Genomic DNA, 18,512 nt, shown 5'->3' with positions numbered 1-18,512 from the left:
AGTTTTGCTGAATGATTAAGGCCAGTATCTACAAACCGATTACCATGCTCATGGTCATCTTGACCGTGGTGGTTTTCGGTCTCTACACCTACAGCATGATGGTGGTCGACCTGATGCCGAAATTCGACGTCCCCGTGGTCACCGCAACCATCATCTACCAGGGCGCAAACCCCGAAGAAATCGAGTCCACCATCATCAAGCCCATCGAAGACCAGGTGGAACTTGTTGACGGTATCGACTACGTGCAGTCCATATGCCTTGAGAACTACGGCATTCTCGTCGCCATGTTCAACATGGGCATCAACGTGGACGTGGCCGCAAACGACGTGCGTTCCAAGATTGACCTTGCATCGGTGAACTTCCCCGATGCCGTGCAGGCCCCGATTATCGCGAAGGTCGATATCAACGGCGCCGCAATCATGTCCATCTCTTTCACCGGACCGCTCAACTCCACGGAACTCCGCCAGAAGGTGGAAGACGATATTGAGCCGCTCTTTACCGCAGTTTCCGGCGTGGCTAGCGTCGATGTGTTCGGTGGTACTACTCGCCAGATTTCCATCGAGATTGACAAGGACAAGATGCTCGACCGCAATGTCGATATTGCGACCATCATGGGGCTCTTCGGGCAGTCGAACGTCAACTTCCCTATCGGTGAAGTTATCGGCAAGCACAAGAACACGAGCGTGCGTACTTCGGGCAAGTTCCGGACCCTCGACGAAATCCGCAACATGGATATCCCGACGGCGAAGGGCGTCATCAAGCTCTCCGAAATCGCAGTCGTGAAGGATACCATCGAGACCATCACTTCCGCATCGCGCTTCAACGGACACAACTCCGTATCGCTCGATATCAAGAAGCGTTCCGACGCGAACGTGGTGAAGGTTTCCGAAGGCGTCATCAAGCGCATGAACGAAATCCAGAAGACCCTCCCCGAAGGATTCGAACTGCACCTGGTGTACGACAAGTCCGAAGCCGTGAGCGAATCTATCGACAACGTTATCCAGAACATCATCATCGCCATCGCGCTTACCGCAGGCCTCCTGCTTCTGTTCCTCGGCAAGTTCTCGACGATGATTATCGCTGCCCTCACGATGCCTATCTCCGTGATCGGTGCTTTTACCCTCATGTACTTCGCGGGCTTCGGCATCAACATGATGTCCCTGATGGCCCTCTCTTCATCGGTGGGCCTGCTTGTCACGAACTCCATCGTGGTGCTTGAAAACATTAACGAAAAACTGAAACTCGGGCTTGAACCTAAGGAAGCCGCCTACAAGGGTACCTCCGAAATCATGGTCGCCATTATGGCATCGACACTCACCAACGTTTGCGTGTTCGTGCCTATCGCATTCATGAAGTCCATCGCCGGTATCTTCTTCCGTACCTTCGGCCTTACCATGGTGTTCGCCACGTTCGTGTCGCTCCTCGTGACCTTCACGCTGACACCGCTCATGGCCGCCTACCTGTTCAAGGGCAAGAAGAAGGATGAATTCGGGAACATCATCGAAGAAAAGCCCGGCATTATCGCAAGTGCGTTGGGCATCTTCCCGAAGGTCCTGAACGGCGTCCGCTTCATCTACCTCAAGACGCTTTCGTTCTGTCTCTCCATTCCGGGCGTGATTTTCCAGGTCCTCGCTCTCATGGGCACAATCGCTGTCGTCGGCTTCCTTGCCAAGAACGCCCTCACGGTCGAAATTATGCCGAAGCAGGACCAGGGCATGATCAGCGTCAAGCTCGAAATGCCCGTGGGTACCAACATCGAAACGACCGACAGCATTGCTCAAATCATCGAAAGCCGCATCAAGGGCGTCCCCGAAATTGTGCACTACAGCATGAACGTCGGTGGTTCCAACGGCATGACGACGGTCAACCAGGCAACGATGCGCGTGAAACTCTTGAAGGACTGGGAAGGCCGTACCCGCAGCACCGACCAGATTGTCGATTCCCTGCGCCCCTACCTCGCCGACATCCCCGACGCCTACATTTCCATCAAGTCTGCTTCCGCTTCCGAAATGAACAATAACTCCGCGGGCGACGTGGTGCTCGAAGTGAACGGCCTGCATGCGGATTCCGTCGTGAAGGCGTCCAACCTGATTATGGACCGCATCAAGGATTCCATCAGCGGCATTGTTGACCTCAAGACGAGTTACGAAGCGGGTAAGCCCGAAATTCGCCTCATTCCGAACCGCCAGGCACTCGCCGACTACGGCGTTACGCTCCAGACCGTCGCCACCTACAACTACATCGCGGTGAGCGGCTACGAAGCGGGGCAATATACCGAAGATGGTGAAGAATACGACGTGTACGTGCGCATGATGGAAAAGGACCGCCAGAGCCATACCGACATCGAAAACCTGCCGATTATGACCCCGAAGGGTTACCTGAACGCAAGCGAACTCTTCTACATCGAAGACGGTGCGGGCCCGACCCGAATCGACCGCAAGCGCAAGCGTACCCGTGTCGACGTTTCCATGAACCTCTTGCCCGGCCACACTACCGGTGAAATCATGGGCAAGGTGGGGGCGCTCGCCGAAAGCATGAAGAGCGAACTTCCCGAAGGCATTACCTTCAGTTTCGGTGCACAGGCCGACATGCAGAACGACATGGTGGCGGAATTCAAGGTGGCTATCGTTATGGCTATCCTCCTCACCTACATCCTGCTTATCGCGCTCCTCGAAAGTTTCGCACAGCCGTTCATTATCATGATGACCATCCCGATGGGCGCCATCGGCGTGCTCCTCGCCCTCGTGTTTACCGGCAAGGCGCTCTCGATGATTGCCCTCATGGCCATAGTGATGCTTATCGGTGTGGTGGTGAACAACGCTATTCTATTGCTTGACGAATCGAACAGGCTGCTGCGAAGCGGTGCCATGGGAAGGCGTTCGGCAATGATGACTGCCGCAAAGAACAAGTTCCAGCCGATTGTGCTTGCAACGTTTGCGTCCATCGTGGCACAGCTCCCGCTCGCATTCGCGCTCGGTGGTAACGTGGCCGCCATGACGCAGCCGATGGGTATCGCATCCGTGGGTGGCCTCCTCGTGTCGGCAATCCTCACGATGTACCTCGTGCCCACGTTCTTCTGGCTCCCGAACGCCATCTTCCACAAGGCGAAGAAAGGCGCGAACAAGATCAAGAAAAAGATGAACAAGCACGCGACGGCATAAGGCTTTCATCTCCTTGTTATAATTCCCCTGCCTTTAGGCGGGGGATTTTTTTATTCGCTACACCGTCACACCGCAATAGCGTAACGACAAAAACGTCCATAGATGCCCTTGCGCCTTTGGCGCTGCGGCATGACGCAAGGCAAAACGTATTATTGGTCTTTCGCAGTATATTTTTGTACATTCTCCCCCATGACACCACTTATTTATTGGGGAGTGTCACGCGAGGCAGGCATATATCGCGTGGCGGTTCCAGACATATACGATGAACTTGCGCTCGAGCGCATCCGCATAGAATCGGGGTGCCGGGTTATACCCGAACAGCACAGCGAAAAGGAAATCCGCCAGATGATCAAGCAGGCGGCATGCGGGGCCGCGGACTGCATAAGCATTCCCGAGGCACCAAAACCCGGAGGCATCAAGAGCAATAGTTGGGAATCGGAGCCCATCATCAACCTGGTGGATTCGCTTATCGAGAAGGCGCAGGAACTGAAGGCGTCGGACATCCACCTGGAACCCGGTGAAAATACGTTCCGCGTGCGGTTCCGCATCGACGGAATGCTCGAGGACTACCGCGAACTGCCGGGATGGCTCGCCGAACCCGTGCTTATCCGGCTCAAGCTACTCGCAAACGTAGACATTACCGAAAGGCGGCTCCCCCACGACGGGAGCTTCACATTCCAGGGAATCTACCAGAACGTGAATATACGACTGAGCACGCTCCCCATACAGGCGGGCGAAAAATGTGTACTCCGCCTGCTGCAATCGCAGGATAGCGGGCAGACGCTCGACAACCTCGATTTTACAGGCGAAATCCTGCACGCCTTCCGCGAGATATTCAACAAGCCGCAGGGACTATTCCTGATTACCGGGCCCACGGGAAGCGGGAAAACCACCACGCTCTACGCAGGGCTCCGCGAGATACTGCACCGGCAGGTGAACGTGACGACCATCGAGGACCCGGTAGAATACCCACTGAAGGGGGCGAACCAGGTGCAGGTGAACGCGAAGTGCGGTTTCACATTCGCGACCGCCATGCGGTCGATACTGCGCCAGGACCCGGACGTTATCCTCATCGGGGAAATCCGTGACGAGGAAACCGCGCGAATCGCCATACAGGCAGCGGAGACGGGCCACCTCGTGCTTTCTACGCTCCATACGAATAGCGCGAAGGCGGCTATCGACAGGCTACGCGACTTGGGCGTATTGCCCGAAGCCATCCGGGAATCCGTTCTCGGGATTGCCGCCCAGAGGCTGTTGCGCAAGAAGTCGCCCGGCGGATACAAAGGGCGAATCGCCGCAGTCGAATTGCTCCGGCCCGACGGAACGTTCGTGCAGGGTTCATTGCACGAATATGCAGACAAACTAGCGGAAAGGGGATTTACCGACGAGGCTGAAATCCGGCGGGTACTCGGTTAAGCAACCGTTACCGCTTTTCGGTTTCGGGTTCCTTCACGTAGCGGATATTCTGGTGGATGACGCTACGCCTGCGGACCATCGTGGAATCTTCCGATTCGGGCTTGTACTTGCAGGGCGCTACAAGCATTGCCGCGAGGTTCAGCGCCTGCGTGCTATCGAGTTGCGAGCAGTGCACGCCGTAATAAGCCTCGCTCGCCGCCTCGCACCCGAAAATATCCTTGCCCCACTGGGCGTAATTCAGGTACAGTTCCAGAATGCGCTTTTTCCCGAGATCGTATTCCATCAGGAACGCGTACCCCAGTTCGCGCACCTTGCGTTCCCACGTGCGTTCGCCCGTAAGGAAGAGGTTCTTCGCGAGCTGCTGCGTGATGGTCGAGCCCCCGTAGCGCAACTTGCCCGAAGTTACATTCGCGTCGACTGCGGTAACGATGCTCCGGATATCGATTCCCGGATGGTAGTAGAAACTCGGGTCCTCTACGGCAATGACCGCATGCTGCAACTTTTTGCTGATGGAATCCAGCGGGACAAAGCTGTGCTTGATTTGCACCTTCGGGTTCGAATCCACAAGGTCGAGCATGAACTTGCTCATCTGCGGTTCAGACTCGCGCATCGCATGGATTTCGTCTATCGCCCCGAATATATAGGAATGCGCCTTGATGACGAATACCGTCCCCACAATCGAGAACAGTACCGAATAGATAAACAATACAACAACAAATATACGGGCGACAATCGAAATCTTCTGGAGCATGGTCTTTACAATATAGATAAATTACTTTTTCCCGCCGAACCACTCATTCACATCTTCGCCTTCTTTCATGTTCGCAGGAATGTTCTCGAGTCCATCGCCCAGGATAATCGTGCGGATTCCCGCATTCCCAAACACCTGCTGCAGGTATTCCATGCCCTTGCGGCCCGCTTCGTCGTGATCGAGACACAGCACCACGTTCTTTTCCTTGAACAGCGGGAGCCACTGCACCTTGAAACTGCGGACGCCGGGAATGCCTACCGCCTGCAGACCCTGCTGCAGCATCGTGAGCGTGTCGATAACGCCCTCGCACAGGTAAATCCAGCCACGCTTCTGGTCGAGCGCAGACATGTTGTACGGGAACGGGATTGAGCCTTTCAGGTGAAGTTCCTTGGGCTCGACGCTCGAATCGACGGCGCGCGCCTGGAAATGCGAAGCCCTACGGAGCGTATCGAGGTACGGGAAAATCAGCGGATGCTTGTAATAGCGCAGGTTACCCTTCTCATTGAACAGCCCTACGTACTGGAGCACTTCCAGACTGTAGGTTTCCTTGAGCTGACGGTTCAGCGCATTGTAGTCGGTAATGGTCCGGAGGAGCATCCTATCCCACACAGGCTTGTATATGCGACGCTTCATGAGGTAGGCCGCCGCGGGCGTACCGTCCACCGGCGCAAGCATCTTTAAAAACGAGAGCACCACCTTCTTGCGTTCGTCCTCGGGAATGAGTTCCTTGGGCTTTTCTTCCAGGAGCGGCTGCAAGTCTTCTTCGCGAGATTCCTGCCCACGGGATTCCTGAACGCGGGAACTGCGCTCTACCGCATTCGCCGCCTGCACCGTGCGTTTTTTCGGGGAACCTTCCTGTGCCCTTTTTCCACCGGGCAACAGGAACGGGTAGGTTTCCTTGAGCCAGTCGAGCGCCTCCATAAAGGAGCAGCCCCTGTACAGTTGCACCAGGTCAAACACGTCGCCACGGATATCATCGCACACCCAGCAACGGAACAGCCCGCGGTCCTCGGATATCGAGACCGAAGGCGTACGGTCGCCGTTCGCATGCCGTTGCGGGCAAAAGCAGTGGAACCTGCCCCGCTCGACATCGATGCCCAGAGCCCCGGCAACCGAGGTAATGGAAAGCGACGCCTTGAATTGTTTCAGTTCTTCGCTGGTCATTTGCAGGAATAATAGTAACTATATTTACGGCATGCACGTTCTTGAAAACGAACCGATGAGCAAACACACCTCATTCCGCGTGGGCGGGCCCGCTCGTTACTACGTGAAGGCGGAATGTGTAGCCGACCTGCAAGAGGCGCTCGCGCTTGCCCGCAGGGGCAATATGCCCCACTTTATTCTCGGGAACGGCACGAACGTCCTCGTAAGTGACGAGGGATATGCCGGCGTTATAATAACGCTTGCGGGGGAATTTTCGGCCATCGATTCGCCAGACGGCAGAACCTACCGGGTCGGTGCAGGGTGCCCGCTCGGGAAATTCGCCCGCGCGACTCTCAAGCAGGGGCTTTCCGGTATCCACAAGCTCGCGGGAATCCCCGGGACCCTCGGGGGCGCCATCTACATGAACGCGGGCGCATACGGGCAAGAAATCGGGACTTGTTGCACGCAGGTCACAAGCCTCGATACCGCAGGCAACACGCGCGTGCGTACCGCAGGCGAATGCGCCTTCGGGTACAGGCACAGTTTATTCCAGGAACTTGCCGGGAACGGTTCTGCAGAAACAATCCTTTCGGCGACGTTCGCGTTCGACCCCGCCACCGCGGGCGACAATCCCACAGGTGAATCGCAGGAGCAAACCGTCGCGCGCCTCGAGGCCGAGCTTGCCGAATGCATGGCAAAACGCAAGGCGACACAGCCTCTCAACATGCCCAACGCGGGTTCCACCTTCAAGAGGCTCGCGCAAGGCGCCGCAGACACGCCTACACAAATCGCCCCCGGCTACTACATCGAGGCGGCAGGCCTCAAGGGCACACGCATCGGCGGCGCCGAAGTCAGCACGCTACACGCGAACTTCATCGTGAACGCAGGCGGAGCAACCGCAAAGGATATTTCCGCACTTGCAGAACTCATGCAGCGGGCTGTCCGCGACAAGTTCGGGATTACCCTCGAACGCGAAATAGTCCTGCTGTAACGCACTAGAAGGCGACTGAACCTCCACGCAAGGTCGAGCCTCCCCCAGGGCAAAAAATTTGTGCTTTATCCCCGTTTTCGCTTGACGAATCAGGCAAGAAAAAATATATTTGGCACACAATCGGGGATATAGCTCAGTTGGTAGAGCGACAGGTTCGCAATCTGTAGGTCATGGGTTCGACTCCCACTATCTCCACGCAAAAGAGGCCGGTATAAACCGGCCTCTTTTCGTCCCTCACTTTCCTGCATCTATAACCGCATACGCTTGCGTATGCGCGAGGCAAACTCCGTTTGCCGAAGTTTATTCTCTTAGAACTCTACTTTTACTCCCGCCTTAAGCGAGGTCAGCAGGCAAGTCTCGGGGAAATAGTCCTTGAGCGAATTCGGCAACACGTACCGCAAGTACGTCTGCTCCGCCCCCAAATAAAGCGTGAGCCAGTTCGGGTTCCAGTTGAACACGAGCCCCCACTTCCCCGAGAACTTCCCCATCTTTTCGTATTCCGCAGAGGCTCCATCCACCAGGAACGCATAGAACAAGTCAAACTTCGTCTCTACGGAAATCTTCGTCTTGAACACGTACGAAAGCCTCAACTGAAACGATGGGCCTATCCAGCGGCTCCAGTACCTGTCAAAAGACAAGTCTTCCGTTTGGTCCAGTTCGGCATACGCTGCATCGATATACGGCTGGAAAACGTTCGGATCCCAGCAAAGCGAATCCCCGTTTTCGGCCACGCACTTCGCCACGACCTCTTCAAAATTTATTGTCGGGAAAGTCTGGTCGATGCAGTTGCCCCACGCATCGCGTTCACAATCTTCTTGCGAGCTACCGACATAGTCCAGAATGTCGAGAAGGTAGTCGGCCTCGTATTTCGCCCCTAGGTAGGCAGAGCCGTTCAGCCCCTGGTTTCCGGAACGGTGCCAGGAACCAAACAATCCCGCAGTCGCCGGGCCATCCTTCCTGTAGTAAATGGATCCCGCTACACCAAAGCGTTGCGACGAATACCGTGCGATGTCAAATTCCACCCAGCCGTAACCCGCCGGATTGAAATCCCCTTCGCTCGTAATATTGAAATCCACCCCGATATCCAGGAGCAGGCGCAGCCCGACAAGCGAATACTCCAGCCCCGGAGCCATCGTCCAGTCGTTTGTATCGAGCACGGGCATGTCTTCGTTCGTCACAAACCAATCCGAAACAAACGCAACGCCAATGGAATGAATCCAGTTGCCCGTAGAAAAATCCAGGTACCCGCTCACCGAGGCGAACAAGTCGCCGCCATTTTCGGAAACGTCTTTTGTAGAACCATATTCGGCATAGTGCAGACCGTAAAAGCCCAAGTTGCCCAAGAAACGGAAAGACACCTCCGAAGTATCCGCATCGCCCCCCAGGGCCTCGTAGTATTCTGCCAGAATCTCGTTGATTTCTTCGGTGTACTCGCCACCCGCATCGCGGGCCTTCTCAAACAATTCAATAGACTTGGAAACGTCCCCCGCCTCTTCGGCTTCAAGTGCCTGCCTATAAATGTCTTGTTGCGTCTGCGCAAAGAGCGCAGACGCTAACAACACGAGGAATAATGTCAGGGACCGCATTACGGCTGAGGTGGAACCGGCTGAGGCTGCCACCACCAGGGGGGCGGCAGTACAGGCGGAGTGTTACCTCGCATCGGATTCATATTCGGAGAATCGGGTCTATCGTAAAACGGTTGACGCTCGCGAGGTTCATTCTTTTGCGGTTTTCCCTCAAAGCGAGATTTTTCGTTCCGTTTTTTCGAAACGTCTTGGCGAATGCCCTGTTTTTCGACATTGGACCTTTCCTTCAGCTTGGAAAGGATCTGTTCGCGGGCCTGTTTGCGTTCTGCACGCATCTTTTGCCATTCTGCGCTTTCTTTAGCGCCTAAGTCCGGAGTCTGATTAGAAATTTCCGCACTTTCGGCAGGGGTCGGAACACTGGATTCCGGCGCTGCAAAGCCCTGGGCGAACGACAGCGTCGCCATGAGGCCTATAATCGATATGAAAGTTGCGAATTTCATACTCATTACTCTGCAAAAACCGTGCCAGTTTTCCTTCGGGCTTTGTTTCCGGCTCGTTTCGAGCCTTCTAGCAATTAATATACATAAAAATCGCTTTCGCCCAAAGTAAAATTTCGAGACTTTTTGCTCCTATAGTACTTTTTGTTCCGTTTTTTAGTTTTTAAGGCCCTTAATTCTTGAAATCTTCCTTTTTTATACCCAGGCGTTCCATGATTTCGCGCAAAACCTTGCGGTCGATGCCCAAAATCGTGGCTGCCAGCGTGAGGTTCGCACCGCTATCCTGGAGAGCGCGGCCAATGACCTCGCGCTCCACCGCCTCGCGGGCTTCCTTGAGCGTGCGGGGGCTATCCTTCGCCTCCTTCTGCACCTCGTCGAGCCCGATATCCTTGGGCTGTATAACGCCGTGAACCGCCTGCACCAGGCCCTTCTGGATGCGGTTCTCGAGTTCGCGCACGTTGCCCGGCCAGTGGTAACCGAGCAGCGCCTTTTCGGTATTGCGGCTCATCTTGAACCTGCCACGACCATACTCGGCACCGTAGCGCTTGATAAATTCTTCTGCAAGCAAAATAACGTCCTGTCCGCGTTCACGCAGAGGCGGCAACTGCAGCGGCATCACCTGGATGCGGAAGTACAGGTCCTCGCGGAAACGTTTTTCACGCACGGCCTCTTCCAAGTCCACATGCGTCGCAGATATCACGCGCACGTTCACCGGAATCTCGCGGTTATCGCCCACGCGGGTAATGTGCTTCTCCTGCAATACGCGCAGGAGCTTCACCTGCATGTTCATCGGCAGTTCGCCAATCTCGTCCAGGAAAATCGTGCCGCCGTCGGCCTCCTCGAAAAATCCCTTGCGGGTATCAATCGCCCCGGTGAACGAGCCCTTCGCATGCCCGAACAGCAGGGACTCGATCAGGTTCTCGGGAATGGCCCCGCAGTTTACCGCAATAAACGGGCGTTCCGCACGCGGGCTGTGGTTATGGATAAAGCGTGCAAACACTTCCTTGCCCGTACCGGTTTCGCCACGGATAATCACGGGTAGCGGAAGCGTGGAAAGCTTTTCGGCCAGGGCGACAAGGTCTGCCATGGCCTTGCTCGAATAGACAATCCCGTCCTTACGTACAACGTTCTTCAAAACGTCAAGCGATTCCTTGTCGCGCAGGCGGTCGTAGGCGGCAAAGGCAAACTTTTCGCATACTGCCACGAACGAATCGAACAGGGCGCTATCTTCTTCGGTAAAGGGTTCCTCGCGTGCGGCGCGCTGCAGGTACAGGTAGCCGGATTCGCTATCGGGAGTGCGGAACGGGGAAACCATGATGCTCGTGAGCTGGTTCTGCACAATAGACTTCGAAAGGTCTGCGGTATCGTCGTCGAGCTGGTTCCACACCACCGCCCGCCGTTCGCTCTTCGCCTGCCTTACCGCCGAAATAGAAATGCTCACCTGCTCCGGGTTCGAAAAGTGGAGGGGCGTCTCGCCCGAAATATCCAGCACAGCGGCATCCGCACGGAGCACGCTTTTCGCCACTTCAAGAATCTTCGAGAAAAGACTTTCGGGCTGTTCCTCGTCAAGGAGGGTCTTCACCACGTCCAGCATCTTTTCCGTTGCAAGCATCGTTTCTGTCTTCATACCTAATTACTCCATTACGTCATTCGGTCTGTTCCGGCACAGGCAGGGATTCCAGCACCTCGCCCGAAATCCGGCCCGCATCGCCCGAAGAATCCGCGACCAGTCCGGTAGCGCCTTCGAGAGACCTCGAGTTGGAAAGTATCTTCGCGCCCGTTTCATCGATAGACGGTTGCCTGGGAGCAAGCGCGAAAAACAATACCAACACAAACAATATAAATCCTAACACCCCCGCAAAAACAGCGTATTTGCGGTGACCTGTGGGCTTCGTCACTGCAAATTCGGGAGGCAAGCCGCATTCCGCACCCGCGTCGCGACAATTCGTTCCGATTTTCGCGGCAATGTTCTTGGTAAAGGCATCACGAATGGTTTCCCAAGTGACCGACCCGCGGGAGGCGGCGTCAAAGGCAATCTCAAGCAGTTCGTCGAGTTCCTCGAAATCTTCGGCACGTTCGGCAGGGTCGGCACGTAGCGTCGCCTTCCACAAGGGAGCTAGTGTGGAAAGGATTTCCGCATCCATTCCCTTGCCGTAGAGGAGCGCGGTCACATCCACCGCATCTATTTCCGCCGCGGCCTGCGCAAAGCCATCGAAGCAGTCGCAGTGCAGCAGGTCCTCGCCTGCTACAAGCCGGTAGAGCAATAGCCCCAGGCTGTACATGTCGCTCTTTACCGTGGCGGGCTTGCCCTGGATGCGTTCGGGCGCGGCATACGCGAGGGCACCCGGGCCCACTATCCCGCAGTCGATAAGCACCGGAGCAGCGTCCGCCGTCACGAGCACGTTGGAGGGGCTCAGGTCCCCGTGGTGAACGTCGTTTCTTGAAAGTTGCGCGAGCGACTGCGCCAGGTTACGTACAAGCGAAATTGCTACCGGCGCGGGAACGCAACCATCCTTTGCTGCGAAGGCGCCCGCAGGGAGATTGCCCGCAGGTGCATTGCTCGCGAGATCCGCAACCGAAACGCCTTCGATAAACTCGTACACCAGGTAGTGGCGGCCCGCCTTCTTCCCCGCTTCCATCAGGCGGTAGACGCCCGGAATGCGTTCGCGCAGGAGAACTTCTACCACACGGGAATCAATCTGAACGCCATCGGCATACCACTTGAGCGCATACTTCTTGCCATCCGATTCAAGCGCGTAGACCTGAGCCTCGCCGCCCTCGTGCAACAATGCACAACGGTTCACTCCGGCAAGCACGCTCATAGTTCACCCGCAATGGCAAGAGCCTTGAGTGAATCTTCTGCAACAGTCGTCCAGTGCGCAAGTCCAGCATTTTCGGGCAGCGCCTCGTGCCCCATCGACCATATATCCCACGCGGATTCTATGTCGCCCTCGGTCCAGTAGATATTGCCCAGGTTCAAGTAGGCCGAGGCGAACTTCGGGTTCTTCGTCACAATAAAGACGAAAATCTTCTTTGCTTCCTCGGTGCGCCCGAGATTCCCGAGCACAAGCGCCTTCAGGTTGTAACTGAAGTAGTTCGCGCTATCGAGGGCAATAGACTTGTCGAGTAGCGGGAGCACATCGGCATGCCCGTTGCTTGCAAGCGTCGCGCGCGCCAGGTAGAACAGGCTCGTGGAATACGTTCCGGAGATTCGCCCGCTGGAATCCACGCGCGAAAGGATGCGGAATTCGTTCACGGTGCGCTGCCAGGTTTCAAGAACAGGGACCTTCAGGCGTTCGTTCTCTTCGGCAATGGAATAGTAGGCCAGCGCAAGGCCGTAACGTGCGTCGCGATTCGCCGGCTGCATGTCGAGCGCCTTCGAGAAGTTCGCCACGGCACGGTCGTAGTCGCCAATGCGGAGCGCCTCGTTCCCGCGATTCACGTCATCTTCGACGCACGCGCAGAAACAGATTGCAGTAAGCAATACCGCAACCAAGCGTCCAACTTTTGCAAAACGCCTTGCCATACCCCCAAAATACATTAAAATTCAAGAAAAAAGCGGTTTACAACGCAAAAATTGCACTTTTTATTAAAAAACAGGCCAATAAGCGGTATAATGTGAGCCATAAGCGGCACGGCGCAAGCGTGCCGTGTTGGCGACCTTTGACCACTTGGCACTTCAGTGCCTATGTGGGCATGGCCACCTTTAGGTGGGAGCGAGTGAGGAACCGGAGGTTCTCAACCCAAGACGACGAACGAGCGGTTATAAAAAAGAATCCCCGCCGCAAAGGGCAGGGATTCCAAAACATTTCCGAAGTAGAAATTACTTGGCGATGTCGTACTGAGCAACGAGGTTGCCTTCGGCGTCGAGAGCGCGGACAACGTTTTCGTCGCGCTGGAGCGTGAGGCTAGCCTTTTCGCCAGCAGCAGAGGTGAGTTCAACGCTCATGGAGCCATCGGCGTTCTTCACGGCAGCGATGGAGTTGCCCTGGGCATCCTGTTCGAAGTAGGAGTCACCAGCAGCGAGCGGGTTGGAGCCAGTCCAGAATTCGATGGTGTTGAGCACGAGGCCGTCGATGAGGCCAAGGCAAATCCAGTACACACCGAAGATCTGCAGGAAGAAGTGAACGATGGAGTTGAGCCACTTGTTGCCAAGCGTGCCGTTCCACTTGTGAAGCTTTTCGAAGCAAGCGTTGCTGCCATAGCAGCCCGTGAGGGTGATCATGCCAGCGCAAACGAGAGCAGCGATACCTTTTTTCATTTTTTTACTCCTTAAGGATTTGGTTTTATCGTAATTACGACTGAGCAGAAATATAAATAAAAAATATGTTTCTGCACGAATTTTCACGAAAAATTTTCAATTTCTTTGACTATTGTCACACTGTCGGGGTGCAGCCGAAGCCTACAAAGTTTCTCTTTTCGCACCCAACGGGCATCTTCGTAGCCATTTAGGCTCATTTTTGTTTCAAAAAAGTTTACCTTGAATGTAAAAAGCCGGCACCCGGACACACACGCAGAATCGAACGCGAAAATGGCACGATTCTCTGCCAAAACAGCCGAAATACGGTCAAAAAACGCCGTTTTTACGCAATTTTCAAGAGTTTCCCCTTCCGCGAGTTCCTCGGAAGGGAACTCCCAGGCACCCGCGTAAGGCACGCCCGAAGGCCTTTTGCACACAAGCAACTTCCCTTCCCGTTCAGCAATCCCGCAAGCAACAAGCATAAACGCTCCCCTTTTTACGAATTTTTTGCGAAGAAAGTACAAAATTTTATTTAATTTGAACAAGGGTACACGCATTTATCGGGGCATTCCCGAAAAAAAAGGATAGGAGTATGAATTTTTCCCTTAAAGGTACGGCTCTCGCACTTGCCTTATCGCTCTCGCCGGCCATCGCCGCCGATACGCTCAGCATCTGGATTATGCCCAACGGCGCCACCCCGCAAGAGAAACTGGAACAACAGCTCGAAAAGTTCACGCAAAAGACTCGTATCCCGACAAAGGTGACCGTGCTCGACTGGGGAGAAGCCTGGAACCGCATTTCTACCATGCTCGAAACCGGGAACGGCACACCCGACGTACTGCAGCTCGGGTCCACGTGGGTCCCGTACTTTGCCGCACGCGGCGAAATCAAGCCCCTGAACGCCTACCTCGACAAGATTGATTCAAATCGGTTCTTGCCCGTCTCGTGGTACACGTCGCACATCGATTCCGACACGAACATCTATTCCGTTCCGTGGTTCATAGACATCCGCCCCGTGCTCGGCAACAAGCGCATCATGGAAAAGTACGGCATTTCGCCCGCCGACATCGAGAGCTACAAGGGTTTCACGAACGCCATCCGCAAGGTGAACGAGGGCAAGGAAATCCTCGAAGACGGTGCAAAGATTCGCGGTTACGCGCTCCCCGGCAAGAGCGACTGGAACATTCCCCACAACTTCGCCCCCTGGGTGTGGAGTTACGGCGGCTCCTTTGTCAAGAAGGACAACAACGGCAAGTGGTGCTCGAACATCCTTGCACCGCAAACGCTCGAAGGGATAGCCAAGTACATATCGTTCGTCATCGACTCGCTGGTCTCTACCGACGCGCTGCAGGCGAACTCCGCGCAAATCGCGCAGCAGTTCAACAACGGCGAGCTTGCATTCATCGTGAGTACGGCAGAAGTCATGATGCAGACGCGCATCCACAGTTCGCAGGGCGGGCTTTCGAATTCGCGTATCGGGGCGGACGGCGTAATCGCGCTGCCTTTCCCGAAGGGAAGTGCGGGCAGCGTGAGCTTTATCGGAGGATCAAACCTCGCCATTCCCACAAAAAGCACGAACAAGGAAGCAGCCAAGCTGTTGCTCTACCTGACCGAAGACAACAGCCTGGACGACTACACTAAGCAAATCGGGTTCCTACCCACATCCAAGGCGGTTCTTGCATCCTGGGCCGAAGACGAAGCGTACAAGAGCCTCGTAACGCAGCTGGAAACCGGCAAGACCTATCCGGCACTCCCCGAATGGGGCGAAGTCGAGCAGTCGCTCGTCTGCATGTTCAGCGCCGTATGGGACCACCTGGAACTCCCCGTCCCCTACTCCGAGGAGAAGCTCTACCAGATATTCAAGAGCTACTCGGATACCATCAACAACCAGCTCGGCTATACGCCTACAAGCACGACGACCTACGCCGAATTCCAGGAAATCTGGGCAAAGGCAATGAACAAGGGCGCCCCAAGGGACACCTCCGACAAAAAGGCCGAGCAGGCCGAAGGGAACGGAGTCAACCCGACCTTCTTTATATTCTTCTTTGTACTAGTCCTGAGTTTCCTTTTTTCGTACACGCGCAAGAGAAAAAGTTAAACTAGAACCATGAGCGAAAAGAAAATCCTAAAACTCTCCAAGAGCATCATCGTCAAGAGCCTGCTGCTCCTGGTAAGCACAATGGCGGTCGTCACCATCGGCGGCACGTACTATTTCGCGAAGCGACAGACCCAGATGACGCTCGAGTCCGCCGACGAGACCAACATCATCCACCTGCAGCAGATGTCGTCGACCCTCCACAACGAGCTGTTCCAGTTCGGCAACCAGCTTACCCTGCTCGCCAAGGCATCCGAAATCAAGAGCATGGACCCGGCCATATCAACCAGCTACCTCAAGAGCTACAACATTTCCCCGCTATTCATATCGGGCGAAAAAGTTTCTCTGTTCGACCGCAACGACAGCCTCATCTGCGACAACGCGATGATTGCGTCCGCCCCCACCAAGTATCCCGTAGACTTCAGCAAGATTACACCGCACAGGCCGTTTATTTCGGGCTGGTACCGTGACTCGGACAACATGCGGCCCAAGCGCGCTTTCGCGACAGTCGTCTCGGACAACGCGAAGGGCAACGGGAGTCTCGTGGCCAGTTTCTCGGCGCAGAGGCTCTGGAGAATCCTTTCCGAAAGCAAGGTGGGCAAGAAGGGGTACTACATCGTCATCAATTCCGAAGGCGAAATACTGTTCCACCCCGACCTGGAAACCTGGCTTACCGAGCCTCACAAGATTGCAGAAATCGGAATCAAGGGGTTCGACCCGAAGGCAGACGAGACAAAGGGAATCAAGTTCTACATGCTCTCCGATAACCGGGCCTACCTTGCAAACTACGTGTACGACGCCTCGTACGATTTCGGCCTGCTGTCGCTGCAGCCCAAGTCCGAAATCGACGAACAGGTGGCTTCGCTCCTGCTCGTGAGCAAGGTCATGCTTGCCACGGCGCTTATCGCGATACTGCTCATTTCTTTCTGGCTCTACCGCAAACTAGTGCTCCCGATGGGGCGATTCGTCCAGCACACCATCGAGATTTCGGAAGGCGACATGGAGGCTCCGGATATCGACGTGGGCAACAGGCAAGACGAAATAGGAATCCTCGCGAAGCACTTCAACATAATGCACCACACCATCAAGCGCCAGATTGCGGAACTGAACGCGCACCGAGAAATGCTTGAACAGGAAGTGCAGGAACGCACGAAGGAACTCGAGGAAGCGAACAAGAAACTCGACCTGATTTCGCGGACCGACGAACTCACCGGACTTCCGAACCGGCGCGACATGTTGCGGACCATCGACAACGAGATACAGCGCGTGACCCGCTCCAAGAAACCTTTCTGCTTCATATTCATTGATATAGACCATTTCAAGAACGTGAACGACACCTACGGGCATGCCTGCGGCGACGAGGTTCTCAAGCACGTCTCGGCCACAATCCGCAACCTGCTACGCAAGTACGACGTGCTCGCGCGTTACGGCGGGGAGGAATTCCTCACGCTGCTCCCGGAAACCGACCTCGAAGGAGCGAAGATTGTCGCCGAGCGTTTCCGCAAGACAATTGAGGACACGACCGTCATATTCGGAAAAATTTCCATCAAGGTGACCATCACGCTCGGCGTCGCGCGATACGACCACGCGCTCGGGGCGGACAAGAGCATCCAGATGGCGGACCGCGCGCTCTATGAAGGCAAGGAAACCGGGCGCAACAAGGTGATTGTCTGGAAACCGGAGTCGTAGGGCCGCGGTTGAACTGCTGGTCGAACTGCTGGTTAAAGAACCGCGCGGATCAGTAAAAAGAAAAGCGCCGCTGAAACAGCGGCGTTTTCTATCGGGATGACTGAATTCGAATCAGCGACCTCTTGAACCCCATTCAAGCGCTCTACCAGGCTGAGCTACATCCCGAGGTCTCTCGTAAGAGTATGCCAAAGTTAGTTAAACTCGGGGCATTTTTCAAGGCAAAAGCCCGAAAAAGGCAAAATTTTCGCCATTTCGGGGCCGGACTACTCGTTCCAGTAGCCGACGATGAGCACTTCCGGAGTCGCCTTCGGGTACTTCTTGCTCTTGAAGGAGACTATCTTCCGGATGCTCTTCTGCTTTAATTCCCAGCCCTCGCGGGTAAGCCCCTTCGTCGAGAGAGTCACCTTGATTCCGGGAACCTTACCGCCTTCCTTGATCTTGTCGAGCTTGTCGACATTGAGCATCACGGGTTTTGACTTCATCGCGAACTGCTTCGCCGATTCGGGCGAAAGTTCAATGTCGGGGCGAGCCTTCTTGTCGGTCTCCCACACGTAGAACGTCCATTCGCGCTTTTCGCCCGCCTTGTAGAAACCAGCATCGAACAGTTTCTCGCCGAAAAACACGGGAGCCTTCACCACGCCCGAAAGGTTCGCCGTATAGGGCTTACCGCCGGCGGCAACAAGCACGACCGTCGGGTCAATTTTCCCTTCCATGCCAGCGAAGTCCATATCGAACTCGATGGTGACGGTCGCATTCGGGGCAATTTTCTGCGGGAACTTGAAATTCGACATGCCGATGCCCTGCCCGAACACGTTTTCGAGCACGATCTCTGCACCTGTGGTGTTCGCGCCCTGCAGCACGTAGTGTTTCTGGTCGCCCTGAGCAACCTCGCCCATCGGGAAAACCTCGGGAACAAAGCGGATGGCCTCGTCGGCAAAGGAGGCCGCGGCAAAAGCAAGCGCCGCGATGAATGCCGGTTTAAAAAATCTTGAAATCATAGGCA

Annotated in this window: 15 protein-coding genes and 2 tRNA genes; 6 read left to right on the top strand and 11 right to left on the bottom strand. The window is 55.3% G+C overall.

Annotated elements, in window-relative coordinates:
* Positions 1-11 precede the first annotated feature (11 nt).
* Both CRO08_RS03465 and CRO08_RS03460 read left to right on the top strand, forming a co-directional pair.
* On the top strand, positions 12-3,161 hold the full coding sequence (locus tag CRO08_RS03465; RefSeq protein WP_097035060.1) for an efflux RND transporter permease subunit: 3,150 nt from the start codon (positions 12-14) through the stop codon (positions 3,159-3,161).
* Between the two features lie 189 nt (positions 3,162-3,350).
* Complete coding sequence (locus tag CRO08_RS03460; protein WP_255252226.1) at positions 3,351-4,577, top strand: GspE/PulE family protein; 1,227 nt, start codon at positions 3,351-3,353, stop codon at positions 4,575-4,577.
* Between the two features lie 7 nt (positions 4,578-4,584).
* Here CRO08_RS03460 and mtgA read toward each other — a convergent pair whose 3' ends face one another.
* Complete coding sequence (gene mtgA / locus CRO08_RS03455) at positions 4,585-5,328, bottom strand: monofunctional biosynthetic peptidoglycan transglycosylase (RefSeq protein ID WP_097035058.1); 744 nt, start codon at positions 5,326-5,328, stop codon at positions 4,585-4,587.
* A gap of 21 nt (positions 5,329-5,349) precedes the next feature.
* Entirely contained in the window at positions 5,350-6,492 is a 1,143-nt protein-coding gene (locus tag CRO08_RS03450) for a toprim domain-containing protein (protein ID WP_097035057.1), read from the bottom strand.
* Between the two features lie 31 nt (positions 6,493-6,523).
* On the opposite strand from CRO08_RS03450, the gene murB reads away from it, so the two are divergent.
* Together murB and CRO08_RS03440 are read left to right on the top strand one after the other, a co-directional pair.
* On the top strand, positions 6,524-7,462 hold the full coding sequence (murB, locus tag CRO08_RS03445) for a UDP-N-acetylmuramate dehydrogenase (RefSeq protein ID WP_097035056.1): 939 nt from the start codon (positions 6,524-6,526) through the stop codon (positions 7,460-7,462).
* Positions 7,463-7,584: 122 nt separating this feature from the next.
* A tRNA-Ala gene (locus CRO08_RS03440) sits at positions 7,585-7,657 on the top strand.
* Between the two features lie 113 nt (positions 7,658-7,770).
* Here the strand turns inward: CRO08_RS03440 and CRO08_RS03435 are convergent.
* From CRO08_RS03435 to CRO08_RS03405, 7 genes are all read right to left on the bottom strand, one after another.
* Complete coding sequence (locus tag CRO08_RS03435; RefSeq protein ID WP_141398214.1) at positions 7,771-9,024, bottom strand: hypothetical protein; 1,254 nt, start codon at positions 9,022-9,024, stop codon at positions 7,771-7,773.
* Between the two features lie 23 nt (positions 9,025-9,047).
* A complete protein-coding gene (locus tag CRO08_RS03430) occupies positions 9,048-9,488 on the bottom strand; it encodes a hypothetical protein (RefSeq protein WP_141398213.1) in 441 nt (146 codons plus the stop codon).
* 169 nt (positions 9,489-9,657) lie between these two features.
* The gene (locus tag CRO08_RS03425) at positions 9,658-11,112 is read right to left on the bottom strand and encodes a sigma-54-dependent Fis family transcriptional regulator (protein WP_097035053.1); all 1,455 of its coding nucleotides are present in this window, start codon (positions 11,110-11,112) and stop codon (positions 9,658-9,660) included.
* 19 nt (positions 11,113-11,131) lie between these two features.
* The gene (locus CRO08_RS03420; protein ID WP_097035052.1) at positions 11,132-12,307 is read right to left on the bottom strand and encodes a protein kinase; all 1,176 of its coding nucleotides are present in this window, start codon (positions 12,305-12,307) and stop codon (positions 11,132-11,134) included.
* The gene (locus CRO08_RS03415; RefSeq protein ID WP_255252225.1) at positions 12,304-13,011 is read right to left on the bottom strand and encodes a tetratricopeptide repeat protein; all 708 of its coding nucleotides are present in this window, start codon (positions 13,009-13,011) and stop codon (positions 12,304-12,306) included. The genes CRO08_RS03420 and CRO08_RS03415 overlap by 4 nt, the downstream gene beginning before the upstream one ends.
* Before the next feature lie 297 nt (positions 13,012-13,308).
* Positions 13,309-13,746: a DUF3332 family protein gene (locus CRO08_RS03410; RefSeq protein WP_072809886.1), complete on the bottom strand. Its 438-nt coding sequence runs from the start codon at positions 13,744-13,746 to the stop codon at positions 13,309-13,311.
* Between the two features lie 83 nt (positions 13,747-13,829).
* Positions 13,830-14,207 carry a hypothetical protein gene (locus CRO08_RS03405; RefSeq protein ID WP_141398212.1) on the bottom strand — a complete coding sequence of 126 codons (378 nt, stop codon included), beginning with the start codon at positions 14,205-14,207 and terminating at the stop codon, positions 13,830-13,832.
* A 110-nt stretch (positions 14,208-14,317) separates the two neighbouring features.
* On the opposite strand from CRO08_RS03405, the gene CRO08_RS03400 reads away from it, so the two are divergent.
* Together CRO08_RS03400 and CRO08_RS03395 are read left to right on the top strand one after the other, a co-directional pair.
* Positions 14,318-15,823 (top strand): extracellular solute-binding protein, encoded by a 1,506-nt coding sequence (locus CRO08_RS03400; RefSeq protein WP_097035049.1) that lies wholly within the window; start codon positions 14,318-14,320, stop codon positions 15,821-15,823.
* A gap of 9 nt (positions 15,824-15,832) precedes the next feature.
* Positions 15,833-17,509, top strand: coding sequence for a diguanylate cyclase (locus CRO08_RS03395; protein ID WP_097035048.1), 1,677 nt, complete (start codon positions 15,833-15,835; stop codon positions 17,507-17,509).
* 91 nt (positions 17,510-17,600) lie between these two features.
* Here CRO08_RS03395 and CRO08_RS03390 read toward each other — a convergent pair.
* Together CRO08_RS03390 and CRO08_RS03385 are read right to left on the bottom strand one after the other, a co-directional pair.
* Positions 17,601-17,674, bottom strand: a tRNA-Pro gene (locus tag CRO08_RS03390).
* A gap of 98 nt (positions 17,675-17,772) precedes the next feature.
* Positions 17,773-18,507 (bottom strand): hypothetical protein, encoded by a 735-nt coding sequence (locus CRO08_RS03385; protein ID WP_097035047.1) that lies wholly within the window; start codon positions 18,505-18,507, stop codon positions 17,773-17,775.
* Between the last annotated feature and the right edge of the window lie 5 nt (positions 18,508-18,512).

Source organism: Fibrobacter sp. UWT3 (assembly GCF_900230125.1).
Lineage (GTDB): Bacteria > Fibrobacterota > Fibrobacteria > Fibrobacterales > Fibrobacteraceae > Fibrobacter.
Note: the sequence above shows the minus strand (reverse complement) of the source record. Positions and strands in the feature narration are given on the sequence as shown.